Origin of the sequence: Chryseobacterium formosense, assembly GCF_900116415.1 — a bacterium.
Taxonomy (GTDB): Bacteria; Bacteroidota; Bacteroidia; order Flavobacteriales; family Weeksellaceae; genus Chryseobacterium; species Chryseobacterium formosense.
Map to the genome: position 1 here is coordinate 808,199 of NZ_FPAP01000001.1, position 18,931 is coordinate 827,129.

17 protein-coding genes are annotated in these 18,931 nt (G+C 33.9%); 6 read left to right on the forward strand and 11 right to left on the reverse strand.

Features of this window, described 5'->3' with window-relative positions:
* The first annotated feature begins 26 nt into the window (after positions 1 to 26).
* The 6 genes from BM371_RS03780 to BM371_RS03805 all read left to right on the forward strand — a co-directional run bounded on the left by BM371_RS03780 (position 27) and on the right by BM371_RS03805 (position 7,372).
* A complete protein-coding gene (locus BM371_RS03780; protein WP_034676017.1) occupies positions 27 to 920 on the forward strand; it encodes a TssN family type VI secretion system protein in 894 nt (297 codons plus the stop codon).
* 30 nt (positions 921 to 950) lie between these two features.
* Positions 951 to 2,096: a hypothetical protein gene (locus BM371_RS03785; protein ID WP_034676019.1), complete on the forward strand. Its 1,146-nt coding sequence runs from the start codon at positions 951 to 953 to the stop codon at positions 2,094 to 2,096.
* Between the two features lie 204 nt (positions 2,097 to 2,300).
* A complete protein-coding gene (locus BM371_RS03790; protein ID WP_034676020.1) occupies positions 2,301 to 3,479 on the forward strand; it encodes an aminotransferase class V-fold PLP-dependent enzyme in 1,179 nt (392 codons plus the stop codon).
* A 206-nt stretch (positions 3,480 to 3,685) separates the two neighbouring features.
* A complete protein-coding gene (locus tag BM371_RS03795) occupies positions 3,686 to 6,088 on the forward strand; it encodes an alpha/beta hydrolase family protein (protein WP_034676023.1) in 2,403 nt (800 codons plus the stop codon).
* A gap of 150 nt (positions 6,089 to 6,238) precedes the next feature.
* Positions 6,239 to 6,814, forward strand: a complete 576-nt coding sequence (locus BM371_RS03800; RefSeq protein WP_034676027.1) for a Crp/Fnr family transcriptional regulator — start codon at positions 6,239 to 6,241, stop codon at positions 6,812 to 6,814.
* Positions 6,815 to 6,868: 54 nt separating this feature from the next.
* Positions 6,869 to 7,372 (forward strand): GNAT family N-acetyltransferase, encoded by a 504-nt coding sequence (locus tag BM371_RS03805; RefSeq protein WP_034676030.1) that lies wholly within the window; start codon positions 6,869 to 6,871, stop codon positions 7,370 to 7,372.
* A 119-nt stretch (positions 7,373 to 7,491) separates the two neighbouring features.
* Here the strand turns inward: BM371_RS03805 and BM371_RS03810 are convergent, their stop codons facing one another.
* The 11 genes from BM371_RS03810 to BM371_RS03860 form a co-directional block, all read right to left on the reverse strand.
* Entirely contained in the window at positions 7,492 to 8,316 is an 825-nt protein-coding gene (locus BM371_RS03810) for a GLPGLI family protein (protein WP_034676033.1), read from the reverse strand.
* Positions 8,317 to 8,382: 66 nt separating this feature from the next.
* Positions 8,383 to 8,901, reverse strand: coding sequence for a GNAT family N-acetyltransferase (locus BM371_RS03815; RefSeq protein WP_034677322.1), 519 nt, complete (start codon positions 8,899 to 8,901; stop codon positions 8,383 to 8,385).
* A gap of 4 nt (positions 8,902 to 8,905) precedes the next feature.
* Complete coding sequence (locus tag BM371_RS03820; RefSeq protein WP_034676036.1) at positions 8,906 to 9,418, reverse strand: GNAT family N-acetyltransferase; 513 nt, start codon at positions 9,416 to 9,418, stop codon at positions 8,906 to 8,908.
* A 64-nt stretch (positions 9,419 to 9,482) separates the two neighbouring features.
* Positions 9,483 to 10,847 (reverse strand): MATE family efflux transporter, encoded by a 1,365-nt coding sequence (locus BM371_RS03825; RefSeq protein ID WP_034677324.1) that lies wholly within the window; start codon positions 10,845 to 10,847, stop codon positions 9,483 to 9,485.
* A gap of 70 nt (positions 10,848 to 10,917) precedes the next feature.
* A complete protein-coding gene (locus BM371_RS03830) occupies positions 10,918 to 12,102 on the reverse strand; it encodes a sigma-54-dependent transcriptional regulator (protein ID WP_034676039.1) in 1,185 nt (394 codons plus the stop codon).
* A 56-nt stretch (positions 12,103 to 12,158) separates the two neighbouring features.
* A complete protein-coding gene (locus tag BM371_RS03835) occupies positions 12,159 to 12,818 on the reverse strand; it encodes a YggS family pyridoxal phosphate-dependent enzyme (RefSeq protein ID WP_034676042.1) in 660 nt (219 codons plus the stop codon).
* A gap of 205 nt (positions 12,819 to 13,023) precedes the next feature.
* Positions 13,024 to 13,887, reverse strand: coding sequence for a polysaccharide deacetylase family protein (locus tag BM371_RS03840; RefSeq protein WP_034676045.1), 864 nt, complete (start codon positions 13,885 to 13,887; stop codon positions 13,024 to 13,026).
* A 114-nt stretch (positions 13,888 to 14,001) separates the two neighbouring features.
* Entirely contained in the window at positions 14,002 to 14,733 is a 732-nt protein-coding gene (locus BM371_RS03845; protein WP_034676048.1) for a DUF72 domain-containing protein, read from the reverse strand.
* A gap of 101 nt (positions 14,734 to 14,834) precedes the next feature.
* The gene (locus BM371_RS03850; protein ID WP_034676051.1) at positions 14,835 to 17,567 is read right to left on the reverse strand and encodes a heavy metal translocating P-type ATPase; all 2,733 of its coding nucleotides are present in this window, start codon (positions 17,565 to 17,567) and stop codon (positions 14,835 to 14,837) included.
* 187 nt (positions 17,568 to 17,754) lie between these two features.
* Positions 17,755 to 18,315, reverse strand: a complete 561-nt coding sequence (locus BM371_RS03855; RefSeq protein ID WP_034676053.1) for a helix-turn-helix domain-containing protein — start codon at positions 18,313 to 18,315, stop codon at positions 17,755 to 17,757.
* Positions 18,312 to 18,713 carry an acyl-CoA thioesterase gene (locus BM371_RS03860; RefSeq protein ID WP_034676055.1) on the reverse strand — a complete coding sequence of 134 codons (402 nt, stop codon included), beginning with the start codon at positions 18,711 to 18,713 and terminating at the stop codon, positions 18,312 to 18,314. Before BM371_RS03860 ends, BM371_RS03855 begins: the two co-directional genes overlap by 4 nt.
* Positions 18,714 to 18,931: the final 218 nt, after the last annotated feature.

Here is an 18,931-nt window from a genome sequence, read left to right on the forward strand (position 1 = left end):
ATCAAACTAAATATTAAAAGAAATCAATGGAAATTTCTTCAGTAAAAGGTATATTTTTCAGGTATATTTTGGTGCCGCTTCTTGCCGTTATCATGATGTTTATAATGGGATTCATCAGGAGAAGTCAGCCTGCCATAAAAATTAAAGTCATCATTATCTATGTGCTACTTTGCAGTTTGTGTCTGGCTCTGCCGGGATTTTTCGGTTTTGAGGGGAATTCATTCAATCCATATTGGTACTTAATTTCGCAGATCATTTATCTGATTTTTGGGATTCTCCACGTAAATCTGATGCATAATTTTTTCAGAAAACATTTTAAATCTCAGACGAAGAGTATTTTATTTGAATCTATTCTTTCAATAACATGTGCTCTTGTAGGTGCTTATCTTTTTGTTCTGATTTTCGGATGGATCGGCAAAGGAACAGGATATCCTATAATGTCCGCAACCAGTGTTTTAATATTTTTTGTACCGTTGGTTTTCTATTATTGCTATATTCAGCTGATAAGCATTCCCGTTGATATTTATAAAACATGGAGATATTCTCCGGATCAGAAACCACCAGATTTCGACGGTGCAGATTTTGATCGCTTAATGGTTTTAAATGTTGAACTGAGTAAAAATCTTGAAGATGCCAACAGATTCAGAATTAAAGCGAAAACTCTACCAACGGGAGTCACTTTCGGAGATTGGTTTTTCAGAGTGGTAGATGATTACAACCATAAAAATCCAAAGTCAATTATTCATTTAACTGACGAACAGAGAGAACCTTATTACTGGATTTTTTATACCAAAAAATCGTTCTTTAGTTTCAGAAAATACATCGATTTCGATCAGGATATTACGACAAATACGATTTCAGAAAATGAAGTGGTGATTTGTAAGAGAGTGATTCAGCACGAAGAAGAAGGAAAAAAGTAAAATTAAAATCACAAATAAAAGTATTACAATATGATACAGCCCATAAAACATTTTGCTATCAACTGGGTTGATGGAATGAAGGTCTCACAGAGACATCTTAACGATCAGGACAATTTTTTAATCGATACAATTAGAGATTCTAGCTCTCTTCCGATAACCAATTATAATTACGGTTTGCTGCCATTGTCTAATGAGTTTACCGATAAAACCATTTTTGATGTTCATAATACGGCAACCAATGATGTGCAGCTTTTTATCAAAAATTGCAGTGCTGTAACTTTAGCAGGGTACAGATTAGAACTTAAAGATCGTAGAGTCAGTGTAAAATCTTTGGCTAAATCTTTAAATATTGATGAAAACCAAATGGATGGAGAATACTATATTTTAGTTTCTGTAAATCCTTTTGATAAAGTACCTTTCGGAGATATTGATCCTGAAGAAATTCCGCCGAGACATCCAAATGCCCATTCAAATTATCATATTGAATTGCTTCCTGTAAGTTCGCTGAACAGCAATTATTCGGGAGGAAATTATCTGGTTGTGGGGAAAGTAGATTTTAAAGGAAATATAGCGCAGGTTAATACCAATTTTATTCCGCCCTGTACATCGATTCAGAGCCATCCGGTTTTGATTGATTATTACAACGGATTTGCAAAATCTATCGGGAATTTACAGCAATATGCGTTTAAAATCATTCAGAAAGCTTCTCATAAAAATCAAAATACTTCTTTAGCATTAAATGTGAAAGCCTTGTGTAATGTTTTGGTGAATACTTTCGGAGATATGTATTTTCAGTTCAGAAATATCATTCCGTATCAACCGCCGGTTTTTTTAATTGAAACTTTTGCAAAATTAGCGTTGAGAATGTACAATTCTACACAGATTCTTGTTCCGGGAGAATTAGAAGAGATGCTGAATTACAGCTTAGAATGGAGCGAAATTGCGCCTCATACTTTACTGAACCAGCTTTCGACAGTGGCAGAAACAAATTATGACCATCACAATTCGGGCGAACCGTTATTGCATATCAGTTTGATGCTGAAAAGTCTCGAAAATATTTTCTCAAAATTAAGCGAGCTTGATTATATCGGACAGAGAAGAGAAAACATCATTGTCAACGAGCAGGAGGTTTCTTCAAATACCAATCCGAAAAGAGGTTGGAGTGTTTTAGACTAAAGATAATAAATTTAAAAATAGATAAATCCCGATACTTCAAATTCGGGATTTTTTGTATAAAATTGTCAGATAAAAATTAAAATCTGCGTCATCTGCCAAATCTGCGAGAGGGAAGTATTTATCATTATTCTAGATAGATTTAGTTCACGCAGATTGTACAGATCACGCAGATTAAATAGCTTAAATAAAATCTACAAATAAGAAATGAATACAGATAAAATAAGACAGGAAATAAGAGGTTTAAGAGATGGTAAACTATTCTTCAACAATGCCGGTTCTTCGTTAATGCCCAATATTGTAGTGGATTCGATGATCGATTATTTTCATCAGGAAGAGCAATTCGGTGGATATGAAGTTGCTAACAGGAATGCAGAATTGCTTGAAAATTTTTACGCTGAAACGGCGAGACTGATTCATTCTAAGCCTTCCAATATTGCCTTCATGACGAGTGCTACAGAAGCTTTCGCGAAAGCACTTTCAAGCATTATTTTTATAGAAGGTGATGTAATTATCACCACAATTGACGATTATATTTCTAATCAGATTACGTTTATTTCACTTCAAAAGAGATTGAATGTAAAAATTATCAGACTAAAAAAATTGGATAATAACGAACTTGATTTTGAAGAACTTGAAAATTTAATTAAAGAACATCAGCCAAAATTGGTTGCCGTTACCCATATTCCAACAAATTCAGGATTGATTCAGGATGTTGAAAGTGTCGGAAAAATCTGCCGTCAATATGATGTTTTGTATTTGGCAGATTGTTGCCAATCGGTCGGACAAATGGTTGTTGATGTCGAAAAAATAGGCTGTGACTTCCTTACTGCGACCGGGAGAAAATTTATGAGAGGACCAAGAGGAAGCGGATTCTTATATGTTTCAGACCGAGTTTTGGAACAGGATTATGCTCCGGTTTTATTGGATATGAGAGGAGCGCATTGGTCTGAATTTGATAACTATGAATTATTCAAAACAGCTAAAAGATTTGAGCATTGGGAAGTTTCTTATGCAGCAGTTTTAGGAATGATGGAAGCTGTAAAATATGCCAACAATATTGGTTTAGAACAAATTGAAAATTATAATAAAAATTTAGCTGAAACATTAAGAACAAATCTTTCAGAAAGTGGTTTTAAAGTTTTAGATATTGGAAAAAATTTAAGCAGTATCGTTACTTTTTGCGGACCGGACAATGATTTGGAGAATATTCAAAATGTTTTGAGAGATAATAACGTATTTTTTTCTGCAAGCTACAAACATTCAGCGTTAATTGATTTTACCGACAAAAAGGTTGACGGAGCAGTACGACTTTCACCACATTATTTCAATACATTAGAAGAAATCGAAAGGGTTTCTGAAATTTTGAGTAAAAGTTTAATATAAATTATTTATCTTATTTTATTTAGAAAATATATTTTGGTCTTTGCTGAGTGAAATCGTAGATTCGACGAAGTCAAACGCCTTTGCGAACTTAAAAACGTTGAATTACATAAAGAAAAATCTTTGCGCTCTTTGCGTTAAAATTAAGAGTTAGGATAAAGCATTGAATTAATTACTTTTCATTAAATTCGTGAAAAATCAAAAAGAAAATGAAGATCAAGTTAACCATCTGTCTTCTTGCGTTTCTTAATTTTTATGAAGCTCAGGAAAATATTACGTATCAGAAACCATCTGCAGAAATTCTTAAACTGGCAGATTACGACCGACCACCAAGTGTTTTGACCAATTCAAAAAAAGATTGGGTAATTTTCACTTACAGACCAACGTATAAAACTCTGGATGATCTCAATCAGCAGGAAATGAAACTGGGAGGTTTAAGAATCAATCCGGTGACGAATATCTCGAGTACAATTACGTATTCAAACAACCTGAAAGTTCGTAAAATGAATGATAAGACTGAAATTCATGTAAAAGGTCTTCCGCAAAATCCAAAGATTACGAATACTAATTTTTCTCCTGACGAAAAGAAATTGGCTTTTACCAATACTACTGATAAAGGAGTTGAGCTTTGGGTAGTTGATTTGGAAACGGCAACGGCGAAAAAAATTACAAAAGATAATCTTAATGCAAACTTACATTATCCGTTTGTTTGGATGAAAGATTCCCAAAGTTTTCTGATTAAAGTTTTGCCTGAAAACAGATCACAATTGATTGATTCTTCAAAAGATCTTCCTACAGGTCCGATTGTTTCCACGGCAGACGGAAAAGTTTCTCAGAACAGAACGTATCAGGATTTGCTTAAAAATCCGCAGGATGAAAAGAATTTTGAAACACTTACTCATTCAGAATTGTATCATGTTGATTTGAATGGCAATCTTAAAAAGTTTAAAGACAAAGATATTTTTTATACGCTAAGTTATTCTCCAGATGGAAATTATTTAATGGTAACCACAATTAAAAAACCGTTTTCCTATATAGTCCCGTTGAGCCGATTTCCTACTACAGCAATAGTCTACGATGCAAAAGGATCTGAGGTAAAAGTAGTAAATGAAGTTCCGCTTACCGAAATTATGCCTAAAGGTTTTTCATCAGTAAGAACCGGGAAAAGAGATATGACCTGGAGAGCAGATCAGCCTGCAACATTGGTTTTTGCGGAAGCTTTAGATGGCGGAGATCAATCTAAAATTGTTGATTTCAGAGATGAAATTTTCACATGGAACGCTCCGTTTAATGATCAACCAAAATCTTTTTTTAAAACAAAACAAAGATACGAAGGCACAAGCTGGACGAATAATCACTACGCCATTGTTTCTGAAGGTTGGTACGATACAAGAAATACGAAATCCTATCTGGTTGATTTGAATAACGGCGAATCGAAAGTCATCGAAGACCGAAATTATCAGGATGTCTACAATGATCCGGGAAGTTTCAACACCACTAAAAATGACTTTGGAAGATATGTTATCGATATGAAAGGCGAAAAATCTTATCTGATTGGAGCCGGATTTACCAAAGATGGGCAACATCCTTTCATTGATGAAATGGATATGAAGTCTTTAAAAAAGAAAAGACTGTACACTTCAAATCTCAAAGGAGCTAAAGAAGAAATCATTGATATTATTGATCCTAAAAAAGGAGAGGTGCTAACGATTCAGCAATCGGCAAGTCAGTATCCGAATTATTATAAGAAAAATATTAAGATTAATAAATCTGAGCCCGTTACGAATTTTGCCAATCCGTTTGAAAGCATTAAAGATGTTTATAAAGAAGTAATTACATACAAAAGAAATGACGGAGTTACTTTAACGGGAACGCTTTATTTACCTGCAAACTACGACAGAAAATCGAAAAAAGAAAAGCTTCCGTTATTAATCTGGGCGTATCCGACAGAATATAAAGATAAAAATACCGCAGGACAAAATACTCAGAATCCGAATGATTTTACGTTCCCATATTACGGCTCGTTCGTGTATTGGACGGCAAAAGGATATGCCGTGCTTGATGATGCAGCGTTCCCGATTATTGGTGAAGGTAAGATCGAACCGAATGATACTTTTATTCCACAATTGGTTGCTAATGGAAAAGCTGCCATTGATGCAGTAGACCAATTAGGTTATATCGACCGAACAAAAGTTGCAGTTGGAGGACATTCTTATGGTGCTTTTATGACGGCGAATCTTTTAACACATTCCAAAGATTATGCGTGCGGAATTGCAAGAAGTGGTGCATATAACAGAACTTTGACGCCATTTGGATTCCAGAGTGAGCAGAGAAATTACTGGGATGTTCCGGAAATTTACAACACGATGTCTCCGTTTATGAATGCCGATAAAATGAAAACGCCAATGTTATTGGTTCATGGTGATGCAGACAATAATCCGGGAACATTTACTTTACAGACCGAAAGATATTTCCAGGCTTTGAAAAATCTGGGTGCCCCAGTGAGAATGGTTCTACTTCCAAAAGAATCTCACGGCTATGCCGCCAAAGAAAATATTCTTCATTTGCTTTGGGAACAGGATCAGTTCTTGGAGAAATGTCTGAAAAAATAATTATACTTAAAACTTGTTCTGCGGAGCGAGTTTTTTTATTGATTTAATTTAAATAATTCATATTCTATTCATTTTAGTTTTTGTAATTTTCTGCTGATAAAACTGAGTATAAATTATAGATATCGAAAGGCATCTATCTGAAATAAAATTATGTTAAGAACGAATCAAGATTTTTTAGATTATTTATGGGTACTTTATAATAGTCAGCAGCATAAAGGAAATATTATATTAGAATCCTTTGAAAAAGACGAAAAATTATTGGCGCAGAATGAAGTCTCTGATAAAATAATGCTCATTAAAAGCGGTATTACCAAATGTTTTTTTACCGAAGATAATGATGAAGAATATATTGTAGAATTTTTAGGAAAAGGTGAAATTCTCGGGGAAATTGAGATGATGAAAAATGTTCCGTGTATCTGCAGCATTGAAGCGATTACGGAGGTTTCTGTATTTACCGTTACCATTCCGTATTTTCAGTCGCTGATTAAAAACGATCTCAATTTAAACAACTTATTGCTTGATGTTTTTGCAGAACGTATTGTGAACACCTCAAACAGATCGTCTTATCAGCAACTTCATGCTACAGAACATACTTTGTCTCAACTTCTGGAACTCAAAGCAAAAGAAATGAAAATTTCAAAAGAAGATATGGCTGCTTATCTGGGAACTACCGTAAGAAGTCTAAATAAGGCGCTAAAAGATAATGAAAAGAAAAAATCGGTGTGATTTAATGTAACCTAAAATCTTCCAGTATCTTTGTATAATACTGTTACAAGAAAAATGGAAGATTTAATATTCAGAGACGCACGACTTGAAGATTTGAAAAGAATTGTTGAAATTTACAACTCAACCATCGGATCCAGAATGGTTACTGCAGATACCGAAGAAATTTCTGTGGAAAGCAGACATCAGTGGTTTTATGAGCACAATCCTGAAAGAAGACCGCTTTGGATAGTAGAAGATACAGAAAATAATATCGTTGGTTGGGTTAGTTTTTCATCATTTTATGGCAGACCGGCTTATAATGGAACGGTTGAAGTAAGTATTTATATGGATGAAAATTTCCGTGGGAAAGGATATGGTAAAAAGACCTTGCAATACTGTGTCGATAATGCCGGAAAATTTGGAATTAAGACTTTACTGGGCTTCATATTTCTGCATAACGAACCAAGCATAAAGCTTTTCCAAAACTTCGGTTTTGAAGATTGGGGAATTTTGCCAAACGTCGCAGTTCTGGATGGGATAGAACGTACTTTGAAAATAATGGGGAAAAGAATTAATTAATTTTGTCTATTTTTTTCCAAAACTCCATTAGATGATTATACCAAAAGCTCCCGTCGATTTACAAAAATCGACGGGAGCTTTCTGAAAAAGTAAACTTGTACTTTTAGAAAAATCTAATTTTATTTTTTGAAATCAGGTTGTTTATCTTTTTCAATAAAAATATATCTGCTTTTTATTCCATTTTGCAACATCCCTTTTTTTCTGTTAAGTTCATCTACTGTCTCAATAGTTTCATTTTTAAAGTTGGCTTTACCTCCGTTTTTTATATTGTCAGAAAGCATTCTTGTAGGATTCAAGTATAAATCTTCGAGATAAGCATTGAATTTTTGATTGCTCACCGTTATTGCTTGTTTGCCAAAATGAGTTTCCACAAAATCATTTGTGTCGTAAGTTTGTGACAATTTTACATTTTTTTTAAGCTGATAGATAAAATTTTTCTCAGCATCTTCCAAAAGGAATATCAGACCTGGAAGTCCACGAAATTTATAAGGTCCTTCCTTTATATTAATATCATTTGAGAACCATGCAATCCAACTTCTGCCTCCAAATTTGGTGACTGCCTTTTGAAGCTTATATCCATTGTAGTCTTTAGTTTCCTGCAAAAGTTTCCAAGACATTTCATCATTGGTCTTTACGACAAAATAGTCAAAAAAGTCTCTGTACCAATAATTTTTGTTAGAATTGATTTCTCTTGAGATAATCTGATCTGTTCTGGTGCTATATTTTGATACGGTGGTCTTTGCGGCTCTGTTAATAGAATCGTATTCAGCAAATGTTTGATCATAAAACTTTACCTTTTCAGCGGAGATATCCAGATTCATCAATGTTTTTCTGTAGTCTTCTGTAGAATCACTTCGGTACTGTAGCTCGTAAACAAATCTGTTCGTTTGAGATTGATAAAAAAGATTCATGATAATACCGATGAAAATAAGTGTTTTTTGCATTTTATTATTTGAAATATTTAGCAAATATAATAATTATACACATTAAAGTGAATAATATTTGGTTTATTACAACTCTTTTTTCATCATTAAATCTTTCTGTTTTTCATCTCCGAACAGAAAAATATGTTGATCAAATTCTACAAAACCATTTTTTTTATAAAATTGTACAGCCCTGTGATTTTCTTCCCAAACTCCTAGCCAGACATATTTCAGGTTTTTATTTTTTGCAATTTCTAATGTTTTATCGTATAAAATCTGTCCTACTTTTTTACCATGAAAATCTTTTGAAACATAAATCCTTTCGATTTCAAGAGAATTCTTGTCCTGCAATTCGGTTTGTGCATCTCCTGAATTTACTTTTAAATATCCTATAACTTCATTGTCAGACAAAGCAAAATAAAATTGAGAATTTTCGTTTTGAATTTCTGAGGTTAATTTTTCGGTAGTAAAACCTTCATTCAGATATTTTTCCATATTTTCTGCGGTATTGTGTGGTGAGAAAGTATCGAAAAAAGTTTGTTTGGCAATCTTCTGTAATGATTTTACATCTTTTTCATCAATTTTTCTAAGTATAATCTGTTCCATGATGTTATCTGATATTTTTATTTTCAATTTTATAAACTACACCTTCCTGTCCATCAAAATCGAAGGCTTTTTCAAATTTGAGTCCGATTTTTTCTAAAACTTTTATGGATGCAGTATTTTCTTTCATTGCTCTTCCGATGATCGTTTTTAAATGTAATTCTTTAAAACCATAATCCAGACAACCTTTAGCGCTTTCTGTAGCAAATCCCAGATTCCAGAAGCATTCAAAAAACCGAAATCCAATATCGGTTTCATCTAAATCTTCATCATATTTTAATCCACACCAACCCAAAAATTGATTTGTTGATTTATTAATAACTGCCCATCTTCCATAGCCGTTTCTTTGGTAATCGGAGTAGTTTTCAAGAAATTCTCTGGCTTCATTGATGTCTTTAAAAGCAGAATTTCCTGTATATTTTATAACATTTGGATTTGAATTTAATTTATAGAAGTTTTCTGCATCGCTGATGTCAAATTCTCTGAGCAAAAGGCGGTTGGTTTCTAAGATTGTTTTCATCAAGCATTAGTTTCGAATTTTAAAGATAGCAAATAAGAAAGCGATCCAAAGACCGCTTTCAAATTTATATTTTATTTCCTTTAATCCGTCTTGCAGACATATTCAGGAAACGTTTTACCAGCATACATGCAGAAATCGTTAATCCCAATCCGAGCGCAATCCACATTCCGAAAGCGCCCATTTCCATGGTTACACAAAGGAAATAGCCCAAAGGAATGGTAATCAGCCAATACGCAATGAATGTATAAATGGAAGGAATTTTCACATCCTGCAAACCTCTCAACATTCCTAAAGCCGTTACCTGGATTCCGTCAGAAAGCTGGAATAATGCTGCGATAATCATGAGCTTTGAAGCTAACATAATTACTTCCACTTCTTCAGGTTTTGTAAAAAATGTTGGTAAAATATTTCGTCCTAAAATGAAGATAATACCACAAATACACATGAAAAGAAATGCAATTTTCAGATTGTTGATTCCTATTTTTCTTAATTCAACAAAATTCTGTTCGCCCAGTTTTCTGCCGATCATTACCGTTGAAGCTACACTGAATCCGATACATAAATTAAAGGTAAATGAAGCCATGCTCAACGCAATCTGGTGCGAAGCAATATCGTGAGCTGAGATAAGTCCGCAGATAAATGCAGCTCCTGCAAATGCGGTTACCTCAAAAAACATCTGTAAAGCGGTAGGGAAACCTAATCGTATCATTTTCTCAAACATTTTCTTAGAGAAAACCTGCATTTTCAATGAAAATTCTTTGATGTACTGTCTTGTTTTTTTCTCTTTTAATAAAACGAAATAAAGAAAAACAACCATGAAAATTCTGGCAATCAAACTAGCTAAAGCAGAACCTTTCACGCCCATTTCAGGGAAGATCCAAAGTCCTTTGATGAAAACATAATTTAAAACAATGTTGATGACATTTGCAATAATAGTAGCCTTTGTTACTCCGATTGTATAGGATAAACCTTCAGAAACTTCTCTCAAAGTCTGAAATGCCATAAACGGAACAATACTGATAGCCATAATAGTTAAAAAATCAACCGTATCGGGAATAATTTTTGCGGGCTGCCCAGAATGATAGAGTAGTGGCATTCCCAAAAACAGAATTCCCATCAGAATAATTCCGACGGACATATTGATCACAAATCCATGACTGAAAACAGAATTGATCGTTTTGTGATCATGCTGTGAATGTGCTTCCGAAACCAATGGCGGAATGGCAAAAGAAAATCCCAATGCCAAAACAAACATCGAGAAAAAAACGGCGTTTCCTAAAGATACTGAAGCCAAAGCATCTGCGCCAAGTAATTTCCCAACGATAATATTGTCGAATAGGTTTACAGAAACCTGCCCAACTTGCGTAAGCATTACCGGAAGAGCCAATGTGAGGGCTTCTTTCGTGTAATTTTTATTTAAAAACTTCATAACAGTCCAAAAAAAAATTTGCAGCATAATTACTGCAAATTTTTATAATTTATTTTAATTAATAATTAAATTATTTTCTTACAAAACTTGCAACATCCTCTTCAGAAACAGAGCTTCCTCCAAGAATAATTAATCTTTCAACCACATTTCTAAGTTCTCTGATATTTCCGGTCCATGAAAGAGCTTTTAAAGCATCAATCGCTTTATCATCAAATTTTTTCATGGCAGTACCATGCTCATCAGCAATTATTCCCGAAAAATGATTTACCAAAAGACTGATGTCTTCCTTTCTTTCATCCAATGGCGGAACGTAGATTTCAATAACAGAAAGTCTGTGGTATAAATCTTCTCTGAATCTTCCCGCCTCAATTTCTGTCTGCATATTTTTGTTGGTTGCAGCCAAAACTCTTACATCCACTTTGATTTCTTTATCGCTTCCTACAGGAGAAACTTTACTTTCCTGCAATGCTCTCAACACTTTTGCCTGAGCTATAAGACTCATATCTCCAATTTCATCTAAGAAAATGGTTCCTCCGTTTGCCTGTTCAAATTTCCCCTGCTTGTCTTTAATTGCTCCAGTAAACGAACCTTTTACGTGTCCGAAAAGTTCAGATTCAATCAATTCAGAAGGAATAGCGGCACAGTTTACCTCAATCATCGGTCCTCTTGATCTTTCACTTAGGTTGTGAATCGCATGAGCTACCAATTCTTTTCCGGCTCCGTTTGGACCTGTAATTAAAACTCTTGCATCCGAAGCGGCAACTTTTTCGATCATATCCTGAATTTTTTTCAAGGCAGCAGATTCACCAATCATTTGGTATTTTTTGTTGACTTTCTTTTTCAGGGTTTTATTTTCGGTCTGAAGATTTTTGTTTTCTTTCTTAAGAGTTTCCTTTACCAAGGCATTTTTCACACTTGTTATCAGTCTGTTGATATCAATTGGCTTGGAAATAAAATCGTATGCACCATCCTTTAAACACGAAACTGCAGAATCGATGTCGGCATGACCGGAAATCATGATGAATGTTGTTTCAGGTTTCAGGGCTAAACTTTGCTTTAAAAGCTCTGTTCCTGAAAGTTTTGGCATTTTGATGTCTGAAATCACCAATGCGAAATCTTCTTTTTCAACCTGTTTATAGCCTTCTAAACCGTCATCAGCAATGACAAATTCATAATCGGTTAATTCATCCGAAAGAATACTGTGAAGTACTCCGGATATTGCTTTTTCGTCTTCTACAATAAGGATTTTTTGCATAGTTGCAAATTTAGTTAATTTTTTGCTTGATTACTAGCAAATATCATTCCTAAATTTCACTTTGAATAATCTCTTCTTCCAAAAATTGCCGATCCTACACGCACCGAATTGGCACCGCATTCAATGGCAATAGGGAAGTCATCACTCATTCCCATCGATAAAGTTTCCATTTTTTGAATCTGGCTCAATTCATCAAACAGATTTTTTAAAACAGAAAACTCTTTTCTTATTTGATTTTGGTCTTCTGTAAATGTTGCCATTCCCATCAAACCTGTAATTTGAATGTTTGTAAATTCTCCTTTTATAAATTTATCAAACAAATCTTTGGCTTCAGAAATCTCCAAGCCGAATTTGCTTTCTTCTTCAGCTATTTTTACCTGAAGTAAAACTTTAATTTTACGGTTGTGTTTTGCAGCTTCTTTATTGATTTCGTTCAGAAGTTTCTCAGAGTCCACACTTTGAATGGTGTCAATAAATTCCGCAATATATTTTACTTTATTGGTCTGAAGATGCCCGATCAGATGCCACTGAATATCTTTCGGAAGCAATGGGTATTTCTCAGTGAGTTCCTGAACTTTATTTTCACCAAAAACTCTTTGTCCTAAATCATATACTTCCTGAATAGAAGAAACGGGATGTGTTTTTGAAACGGCAACCAATTCAATATTTTCCGGCAATTGATTTTTTATCTCTTTGTAATTTTCCTGAATACTCATGCTGCAAATTTCCGAATTTTAAAATGAAAAAAGATGATTTAGATATGAAATCCCACAGATCGCACAGATTTTCACAGATGATTGAGAGTAATATCTGTTGTAAAAATGCCACAAATGCACGAATCAATTACCCTTAATGACATTTTAATTATAAAATTGGTGTATTCGTGGCAAAATAATCTATACAATCTGTAGGAAAAAAAATTTAGTTCAGAATCTCATTGATTTTCGGATAAGCCGAAACTTTTCTAAAAACAAAACGATTTGACTTCTGTAATTTTTCTATAAATAAATCTAACTCGTTAATCGAATCTGCGTCGTTAAGATATTGGTCGTGCGTAAGGAAAACCAAATGTCTTGAAGTTTTTTCAAGATCGTTAAAGAAAATGCTGTCTACTTTTTTCAGCATCGCTTCATGATTTCCTTTTAAATTCATTTTGTTCGTAGGTTTCCATTCGAGATCCCAACCGATTACTTTATAACCCGCTATTTTTAATTGATCTGCAGCTTCGGAAGAACTTTTGAGATCGGTTACATTAATGTTGTTGAGTCTCCAAATATTTCTTCCGGGTGTTCTTGCTATTTTTCCTGTAAGTTTTAAACTGTCTTTGGCAAGGTCAAAATCTTTTACGACCGCATCAGGATTTTTATAAAAATCTGAGTATTTGTTGTGGGCGTGTGTATAACTGTGATTAGCAAGCTCAATTAGCTGATCTGCTCTCATTTTTTCAAGATCGTCTTTTTGCCTTTTGCTGTCTGTGGCATGCTTACCGACAAGAAAAGCGGTTGCACAGACGTTTCTTTTGTGTAATATTTTCAGAAGATTTTCGGTTCCTCGATTGGGACCATCATCGAAAGTAAGATAAATTACTCTTTTATCAGAAGGGATATCTTCATCATCAATTCTGGGGACTTTTGCGACGGGAGGCTCTTTCGAAAGAATTTTTTCAGATTCTTTTACTTCGATTTTCTGATTGCAGCCGATAAATAATGTTGATGCAGCACTGATTACTGCAAACACCCCGAGAAAACTCTTATTTCGAGCCTTTCCCGCAAAAGTTTTTTTCATAAAAATTAGTGGAAATTAAGTTGTTAAAAATTGTTAAATTTTACAAAGTAAAGTTAACAAAATTTATACCACAAAATAAATTTCTTTTCACTTTTTAATGAAATTTTAATGAAATTATTTTTGAAGAATTTTATTCAATTCGATGGCATTTTTTACAGCGGCGGTTCCCCAAGTATTATTGAAGAAAACAAAACCTTTCCTTTTTGATTTTACAATATTTTCAGCTAAGATTTTTATTTCATTTTCAGGATATTCAGATTTATAAAGAACTGGTTTTCCGTGGAGCCGATAATAAAAAAGTTCAGCATGATTAATGATGAAATCATCAGGTAGATTTCCGGGAAAACTTACTCCTGAAAAGATAATTTTTTTTGATCTTAAAATTGAATAAATTTCATCATTCCACCAGGAATCGTTTCGGAACTCTATGACATTGAGATAATCAAAATCTAAATTTTGAATGATTAAATTTAAATTCTCTTCCGTATTTTTAAATGAAGGCGGAAACTGATACAAAAAGCCCGACAGTTTTTCTTTTAAATGAGTTTGAATGTGCTCACAAAATTCTTGAATTTCTTCTTTACAATCTTTTAAACGCTTTTCGTGAGAAATAGCTTTAGGTATCTTAATAAAAAATCTGAAATCTTCGGGAGTTTCCTCAAACCATTTCAATAAAGTTTTTGCGGTAGGTTTTCTGTAGAAAGTTGAGTTGATTTCAACAGCATTGAATTCTTTAGAATATAAAGTCAGAAAGTCTTTACTTTTCGCATCTTCGGGATACAAGGAACCTTTCCAGTCATTATTGTAGAAACCCGAACAGCCGATGTAGATATTTTCTTTTTTCATATTTTTATTTGTCTCTCGCAGATTAAGCGAACTGAGCCGATTTAAATAGTCATTAAACTAAAAATAATCTGTGCTATCAGCAAAATTCTGTGAGAGTTTAATTATTTTATTTCCAAATCCACAGAATTCAATCTCAATGAATTTAAAATCACCGACAGAGAGCTGAAGCTCATTGCAGCCGCTGCAATCATTGGTGATAAAAGAATACCAAAAAACGCATACAACAATCCTGCCGCAATCGGAATTCCCAAGACATTGTATATAAATGCAAAGAATAGATTTTCTTTGATGTTTCTCAATAATTTTTCACTTAAAATTTTTGCTTTTGCAATTCCTAAAATGTCTCCTTTTAGTAACGTGATTTCTGCCGTTTCAATGGCGACATCGGTTCCTGTTCCCATTGCAATACCAATGTTTGCCTGTGCAAGAGCGGGAGAATCGTTGATTCCGTCACCGGTCATAGCTACAATTTTTCCTTGCTGTTGAAGCTTTTTAACTTCATTTAATTTGTCTTCAGGAAGACAGTTGGCTTTGAAATGCTTGATGCCCAGTTCATCTGCAACAGCTTTTGCAGTATTTTCGTTGTCTCCGGTCATCATGATGACATCAATTCCTTCATTTAATAAATGCTGGACAGCTTTTTTCGAACTCTCCTTGATTTTATCGGTAAAACTTAGAAATCCTAAAACCTCATTTTCCTGAGCGATGTATGAAATAGTGTGAGCTTTCAACTGTATTTCTGTAGCTTTTAGTTTTAAATCTTCAGGAATCTGAATTTTATAGGTAACTAAAAGATTTTCATTTCCTAAATACACCTTTTTTCCATCAACAATTCCTTTTACGCCTTTTCCTGAAATGTTTTCAAACTTTTCGACTTTTTCAGCAGATATATTTTGGTATTTTGCTTTTTGAATAACGGCACTCGACAAGGGATGCTCTGAGTTTTGGTTCAATGAATAGGCTAATTTTAAAATTAAATCCTGATCAGATTGATTGATGGTTTGAATGTATTCCAAAGACGGCTTCCCTTCGGTTAAAGTTCCTGTTTTATCGGTGATTAAAACATTTACTTGATTCATCAATTCAAGGGCTTCAGCATTTTTAATCAGAATTCCGTTTTTAGCACCTTTACCGATTCCAACCATCAAAGACATTGGGGTTGCCAAACCTAAAGCACATGGACAGGCAACAATTAAAACTGCAACCGCATTTACGAAAGCAAACAAGGTTTTCTGACCTTCAGGACCAAGAATCTGCCATAGAATAAACGTAATTACCGCAATAAAAATAACAGCCGGAACAAAAACTTTTGCCACTTTATCGGTCAGTTTCTGAATAGGAGCACGACTTCTGCTTGCATCGTTTACCATTTTAATAATCTTGGAAAGCAAAGTTTTATCACCCACTTTTTCAGCTTTCATGATGAAAACCTGATTTCCATTGATTGTTCCGGAAGTTACCTGGTCGTCAATATTTTTTTCAACAGGAATGGGTTCACCGGTAATCATGCTTTCATCAACGACAGAATTTCCTTCAATAATTTTTCCGTCAACAGGAATTTTTTCGCCTGGTTTTACTTTTAATAAATCTCCAATTTTCACTTCGGAAAGCGGAACTTTTTTTTCTTCATTATTAACCATTAAATTGGCTTCATCAGGAGAAAGATTCATCAGTTCTTTAATGGCATTTCCTGTTTTTTTGTGAGCTAAAGCTTCCATTAACTGACCTAGAATAACCAAAGTCATAATCACACAAACGGCTTCAAAATAAAGTGGAATTTCATGATTGTGTCCCCGGATTTCATGTGGAAGCAAATCGGGAAAAGCCAAAGCAATAACACTGAAAATAAATGCTGCAGCTACGCCCAAAGCAATTAGGCTAAACATATTTAAGTTCCAGGTTTTAAATGAAACCCAGCCTCTTTTCATCAAAAACCATCCGGAATAGAATAAAATAGGAAGCGTAAGAATTAATTCGAAAATACCCTGAGTATGATGTGAGAATGGAAAATCAATAAACATTCCGCCCATTGACAAGATAAAAACCGGAATTGTAAAAGCTAAAGAAATAATGAATTTTCTTTTTAAAATATGATAGGTGTCATCAGTTTCTTCTTCACCTTTTTCGGGATATTTTACCAAATCCATACCGCAAACAGGGCAACCAACGTTACTGTCATACGTTTTGTCTCCCTCACAAAACATCGGGCAATAGTATCTTCCCGCCTTATCATCGGTGACTTTCGGCGCCTCTTGTTGATGATTGTGATGATGGGAATGTGACCCAGAATTTTTAACCAAATCCTCTGTTATTTCTTCCAAATGCATATGACAGACCGGGCAATCTGTTTTTTCGTTATACACTTTGTCGTCTTCACAAAACATAGGACAGTAATATTTTCCGATATTGTCTTTAAAGTTTTCGGGAAGGTTGGTAGAAGAATAAGTTGGCTTATAATTCGGATCTTTTGCTAATTTTTCCTCGATCGGAACCAAGAACATATTACAGGTTGGACATCTTTTTCCCTGCTGGAAATACACTTTATCACCTTCACATTCCATCGGACAATAATAAACCGAGGAAGGAGAAACGCGATCCTGTGGTTTTACAAAAGTATGATCAGCTTTTTTAAGATCTTCAAGCTTGTAATTTCCAATCTCAGAAAGTGATTGATTGATTTTCGTTAAATTAATCTCTTTATCTGAATGAATTTCAACGGTGCTGTTTTCAAGGTTGACATTGGCGGAAATTCCATCTAAACTATTCAGTTTTTCTGAAATTTTTTTCTGACAACCTGAACAGGTCATTCCTAAAACTTTATATTGATTGTGCATGATTCTAAATTTATATGACAAATTTCCGAAAAGGATTTTGTACGCTGTTATAAATTTAAGGATAATGTTTACAATATTGTGGAGGTTGTTGGGTTGGGGAAGTGGGTGATTTGGAGTGTTTTAGGGTCACTAAAATTGGATTTGTGAATGTGTTATTTTACGCTACAACTCTCAAACACTCAAACACTCAAACTTTATCAAGAGGTTTTCTGGTGTGAACTTTCAGTTTTTTAAATTCGGTAGGAGTGAAACCTGTAATCGTTCGGAACTGTGATGATAAATGCTGAACACTTTTATAGCCTAATTTTCCGGCGATTTCCGTCAGATTAAATTCATTATAAAGCAGTAGTTCTTTCACTTTTTCAATTTTTTGAAGAATGTAAAACTGTTCTACTGTGATATTTTCGTTTTGCGAAAAGGTTTTCGAAAGCGCACTGTAATCTTTGTGTAATTCGGAACTTAGAAATTTTGACAAAAGAAAATTTTCGTCAATATCGAGCTTCCCGATTTTAATAATAATAAGATTTTTGATTTTATCAACCAATTGATGGGCAGTATCTTTTATTCTTTCAAAGCCTGTTTCCAAAAGGCGATTTTCAATAAGCTGAATGGTTTTTTTTGAAATTTCAGATTCGGTTTCTACTTCGCCAAGATTAATGGAGTTTATCTTAATATTAAATTCATCAAAAATATTTGAAACAGCAGAAATACATCTTGCGCAAACCATATTTTTTATGAAAATCTTCATAGCTCATCTTTAGGTTTAAGCCTGTCTTTCACAAATTCAACCTGAGTTTTTCCGTGTGGAGCAGGATTTCCGTCTTCATCAAGATTTACCATTACAATTCTGTCGACAGTAATAATCGTCTGATGCGTCATTTTATTTCGAACCTGACAAGCGAGAGTAAGTGACGTAGAACCGAATTTTGTCACTTCAATTCCGATTTCGATAATGTCGCCCTGTTTTGCTGAGCTTACAAAGTTGATTTCTGATATAAATTTGGTAACGATTTTTTTATTTTCAAGCTGAATAACAGCGTATAAAGCAGCTTCTTCATCAATCCATTGTAAAAGACGGCCTCCGAAAAGTGATTGATTAGGATTTAAGTCTTCCGGTTTTACCCATTTTCTTGTATGATAATTCATGTTTTGTACTATTTTCCAATACAAATTTAGCTTTTTAAAATAATCTTTTCAAACAGTTGGCCATTAAAAAATTAGTGATAGTTTAACATTTATGTTAATAATTTTGAAATGGTTTTAATTAAATCATTAAAAAGTTTTGATTTGAAATTTTTAATTGTATCTTGCACCTGTTTATATTTGGAATCAATATCATGTTCATTTATTATGTTGCTTTTCTT

What these genes read in the sequence shown, in the direction of transcription:
- BM371_RS03820 (WP_034676036.1), bottom strand. Translation starts at nt 9,418, where the DNA reads ATGAAAACAATCTTAGAAACCAACCGCCTTTTGCTCAGAGAATTTGAC.
- BM371_RS03795 (WP_034676023.1), top strand. Translation starts at nt 3,686, where the DNA reads ATGAAGATCAAGTTAACCATCTGTCTTCTTGCGTTTCTTAATTTTTAT.
- BM371_RS03850 (WP_034676051.1), bottom strand. Translation starts at nt 17,567, where the DNA reads ATGCACAATCAATATAAAGTTTTAGGAATGACCTGTTCAGGTTGTCAG.
- BM371_RS03825 (WP_034677324.1), bottom strand. Translation starts at nt 10,847, where the DNA reads ATGAAGTTTTTAAATAAAAATTACACGAAAGAAGCCCTCACATTGGCT.
- BM371_RS03800 (WP_034676027.1), top strand. Translation starts at nt 6,239, where the DNA reads ATGTTAAGAACGAATCAAGATTTTTTAGATTATTTATGGGTACTTTAT.
- BM371_RS03815 (WP_034677322.1), bottom strand. Translation starts at nt 8,901, where the DNA reads ATGGAACAGATTATACTTAGAAAAATTGATGAAAAAGATGTAAAATCA.
- BM371_RS03830 (WP_034676039.1), bottom strand. Translation starts at nt 12,102, where the DNA reads ATGCAAAAAATCCTTATTGTAGAAGACGAAAAAGCAATATCCGGAGTA.
- BM371_RS03810 (WP_034676033.1), bottom strand. Translation starts at nt 8,316, where the DNA reads ATGCAAAAAACACTTATTTTCATCGGTATTATCATGAATCTTTTTTAT.
- BM371_RS03860 (WP_034676055.1), bottom strand. Translation starts at nt 18,713, where the DNA reads ATGAATTATCATACAAGAAAATGGGTAAAACCGGAAGACTTAAATCCT.
- BM371_RS03840 (WP_034676045.1), bottom strand. Translation starts at nt 13,887, where the DNA reads ATGAAAAAAACTTTTGCGGGAAAGGCTCGAAATAAGAGTTTTCTCGGG.
- BM371_RS03835 (WP_034676042.1), bottom strand. Translation starts at nt 12,818, where the DNA reads ATGAGTATTCAGGAAAATTACAAAGAGATAAAAAATCAATTGCCGGAA.
- BM371_RS03805 (WP_034676030.1), top strand. Translation starts at nt 6,869, where the DNA reads ATGGAAGATTTAATATTCAGAGACGCACGACTTGAAGATTTGAAAAGA.
- BM371_RS03780 (WP_034676017.1), top strand. Translation starts at nt 27, where the DNA reads ATGGAAATTTCTTCAGTAAAAGGTATATTTTTCAGGTATATTTTGGTG.
- BM371_RS03845 (WP_034676048.1), bottom strand. Translation starts at nt 14,733, where the DNA reads ATGAAAAAAGAAAATATCTACATCGGCTGTTCGGGTTTCTACAATAAT.
- BM371_RS03785 (WP_034676019.1), top strand. Translation starts at nt 951, where the DNA reads ATGATACAGCCCATAAAACATTTTGCTATCAACTGGGTTGATGGAATG.
- BM371_RS03790 (WP_034676020.1), top strand. Translation starts at nt 2,301, where the DNA reads ATGAATACAGATAAAATAAGACAGGAAATAAGAGGTTTAAGAGATGGT.
- BM371_RS03855 (WP_034676053.1), bottom strand. Translation starts at nt 18,315, where the DNA reads ATGAAGATTTTCATAAAAAATATGGTTTGCGCAAGATGTATTTCTGCT.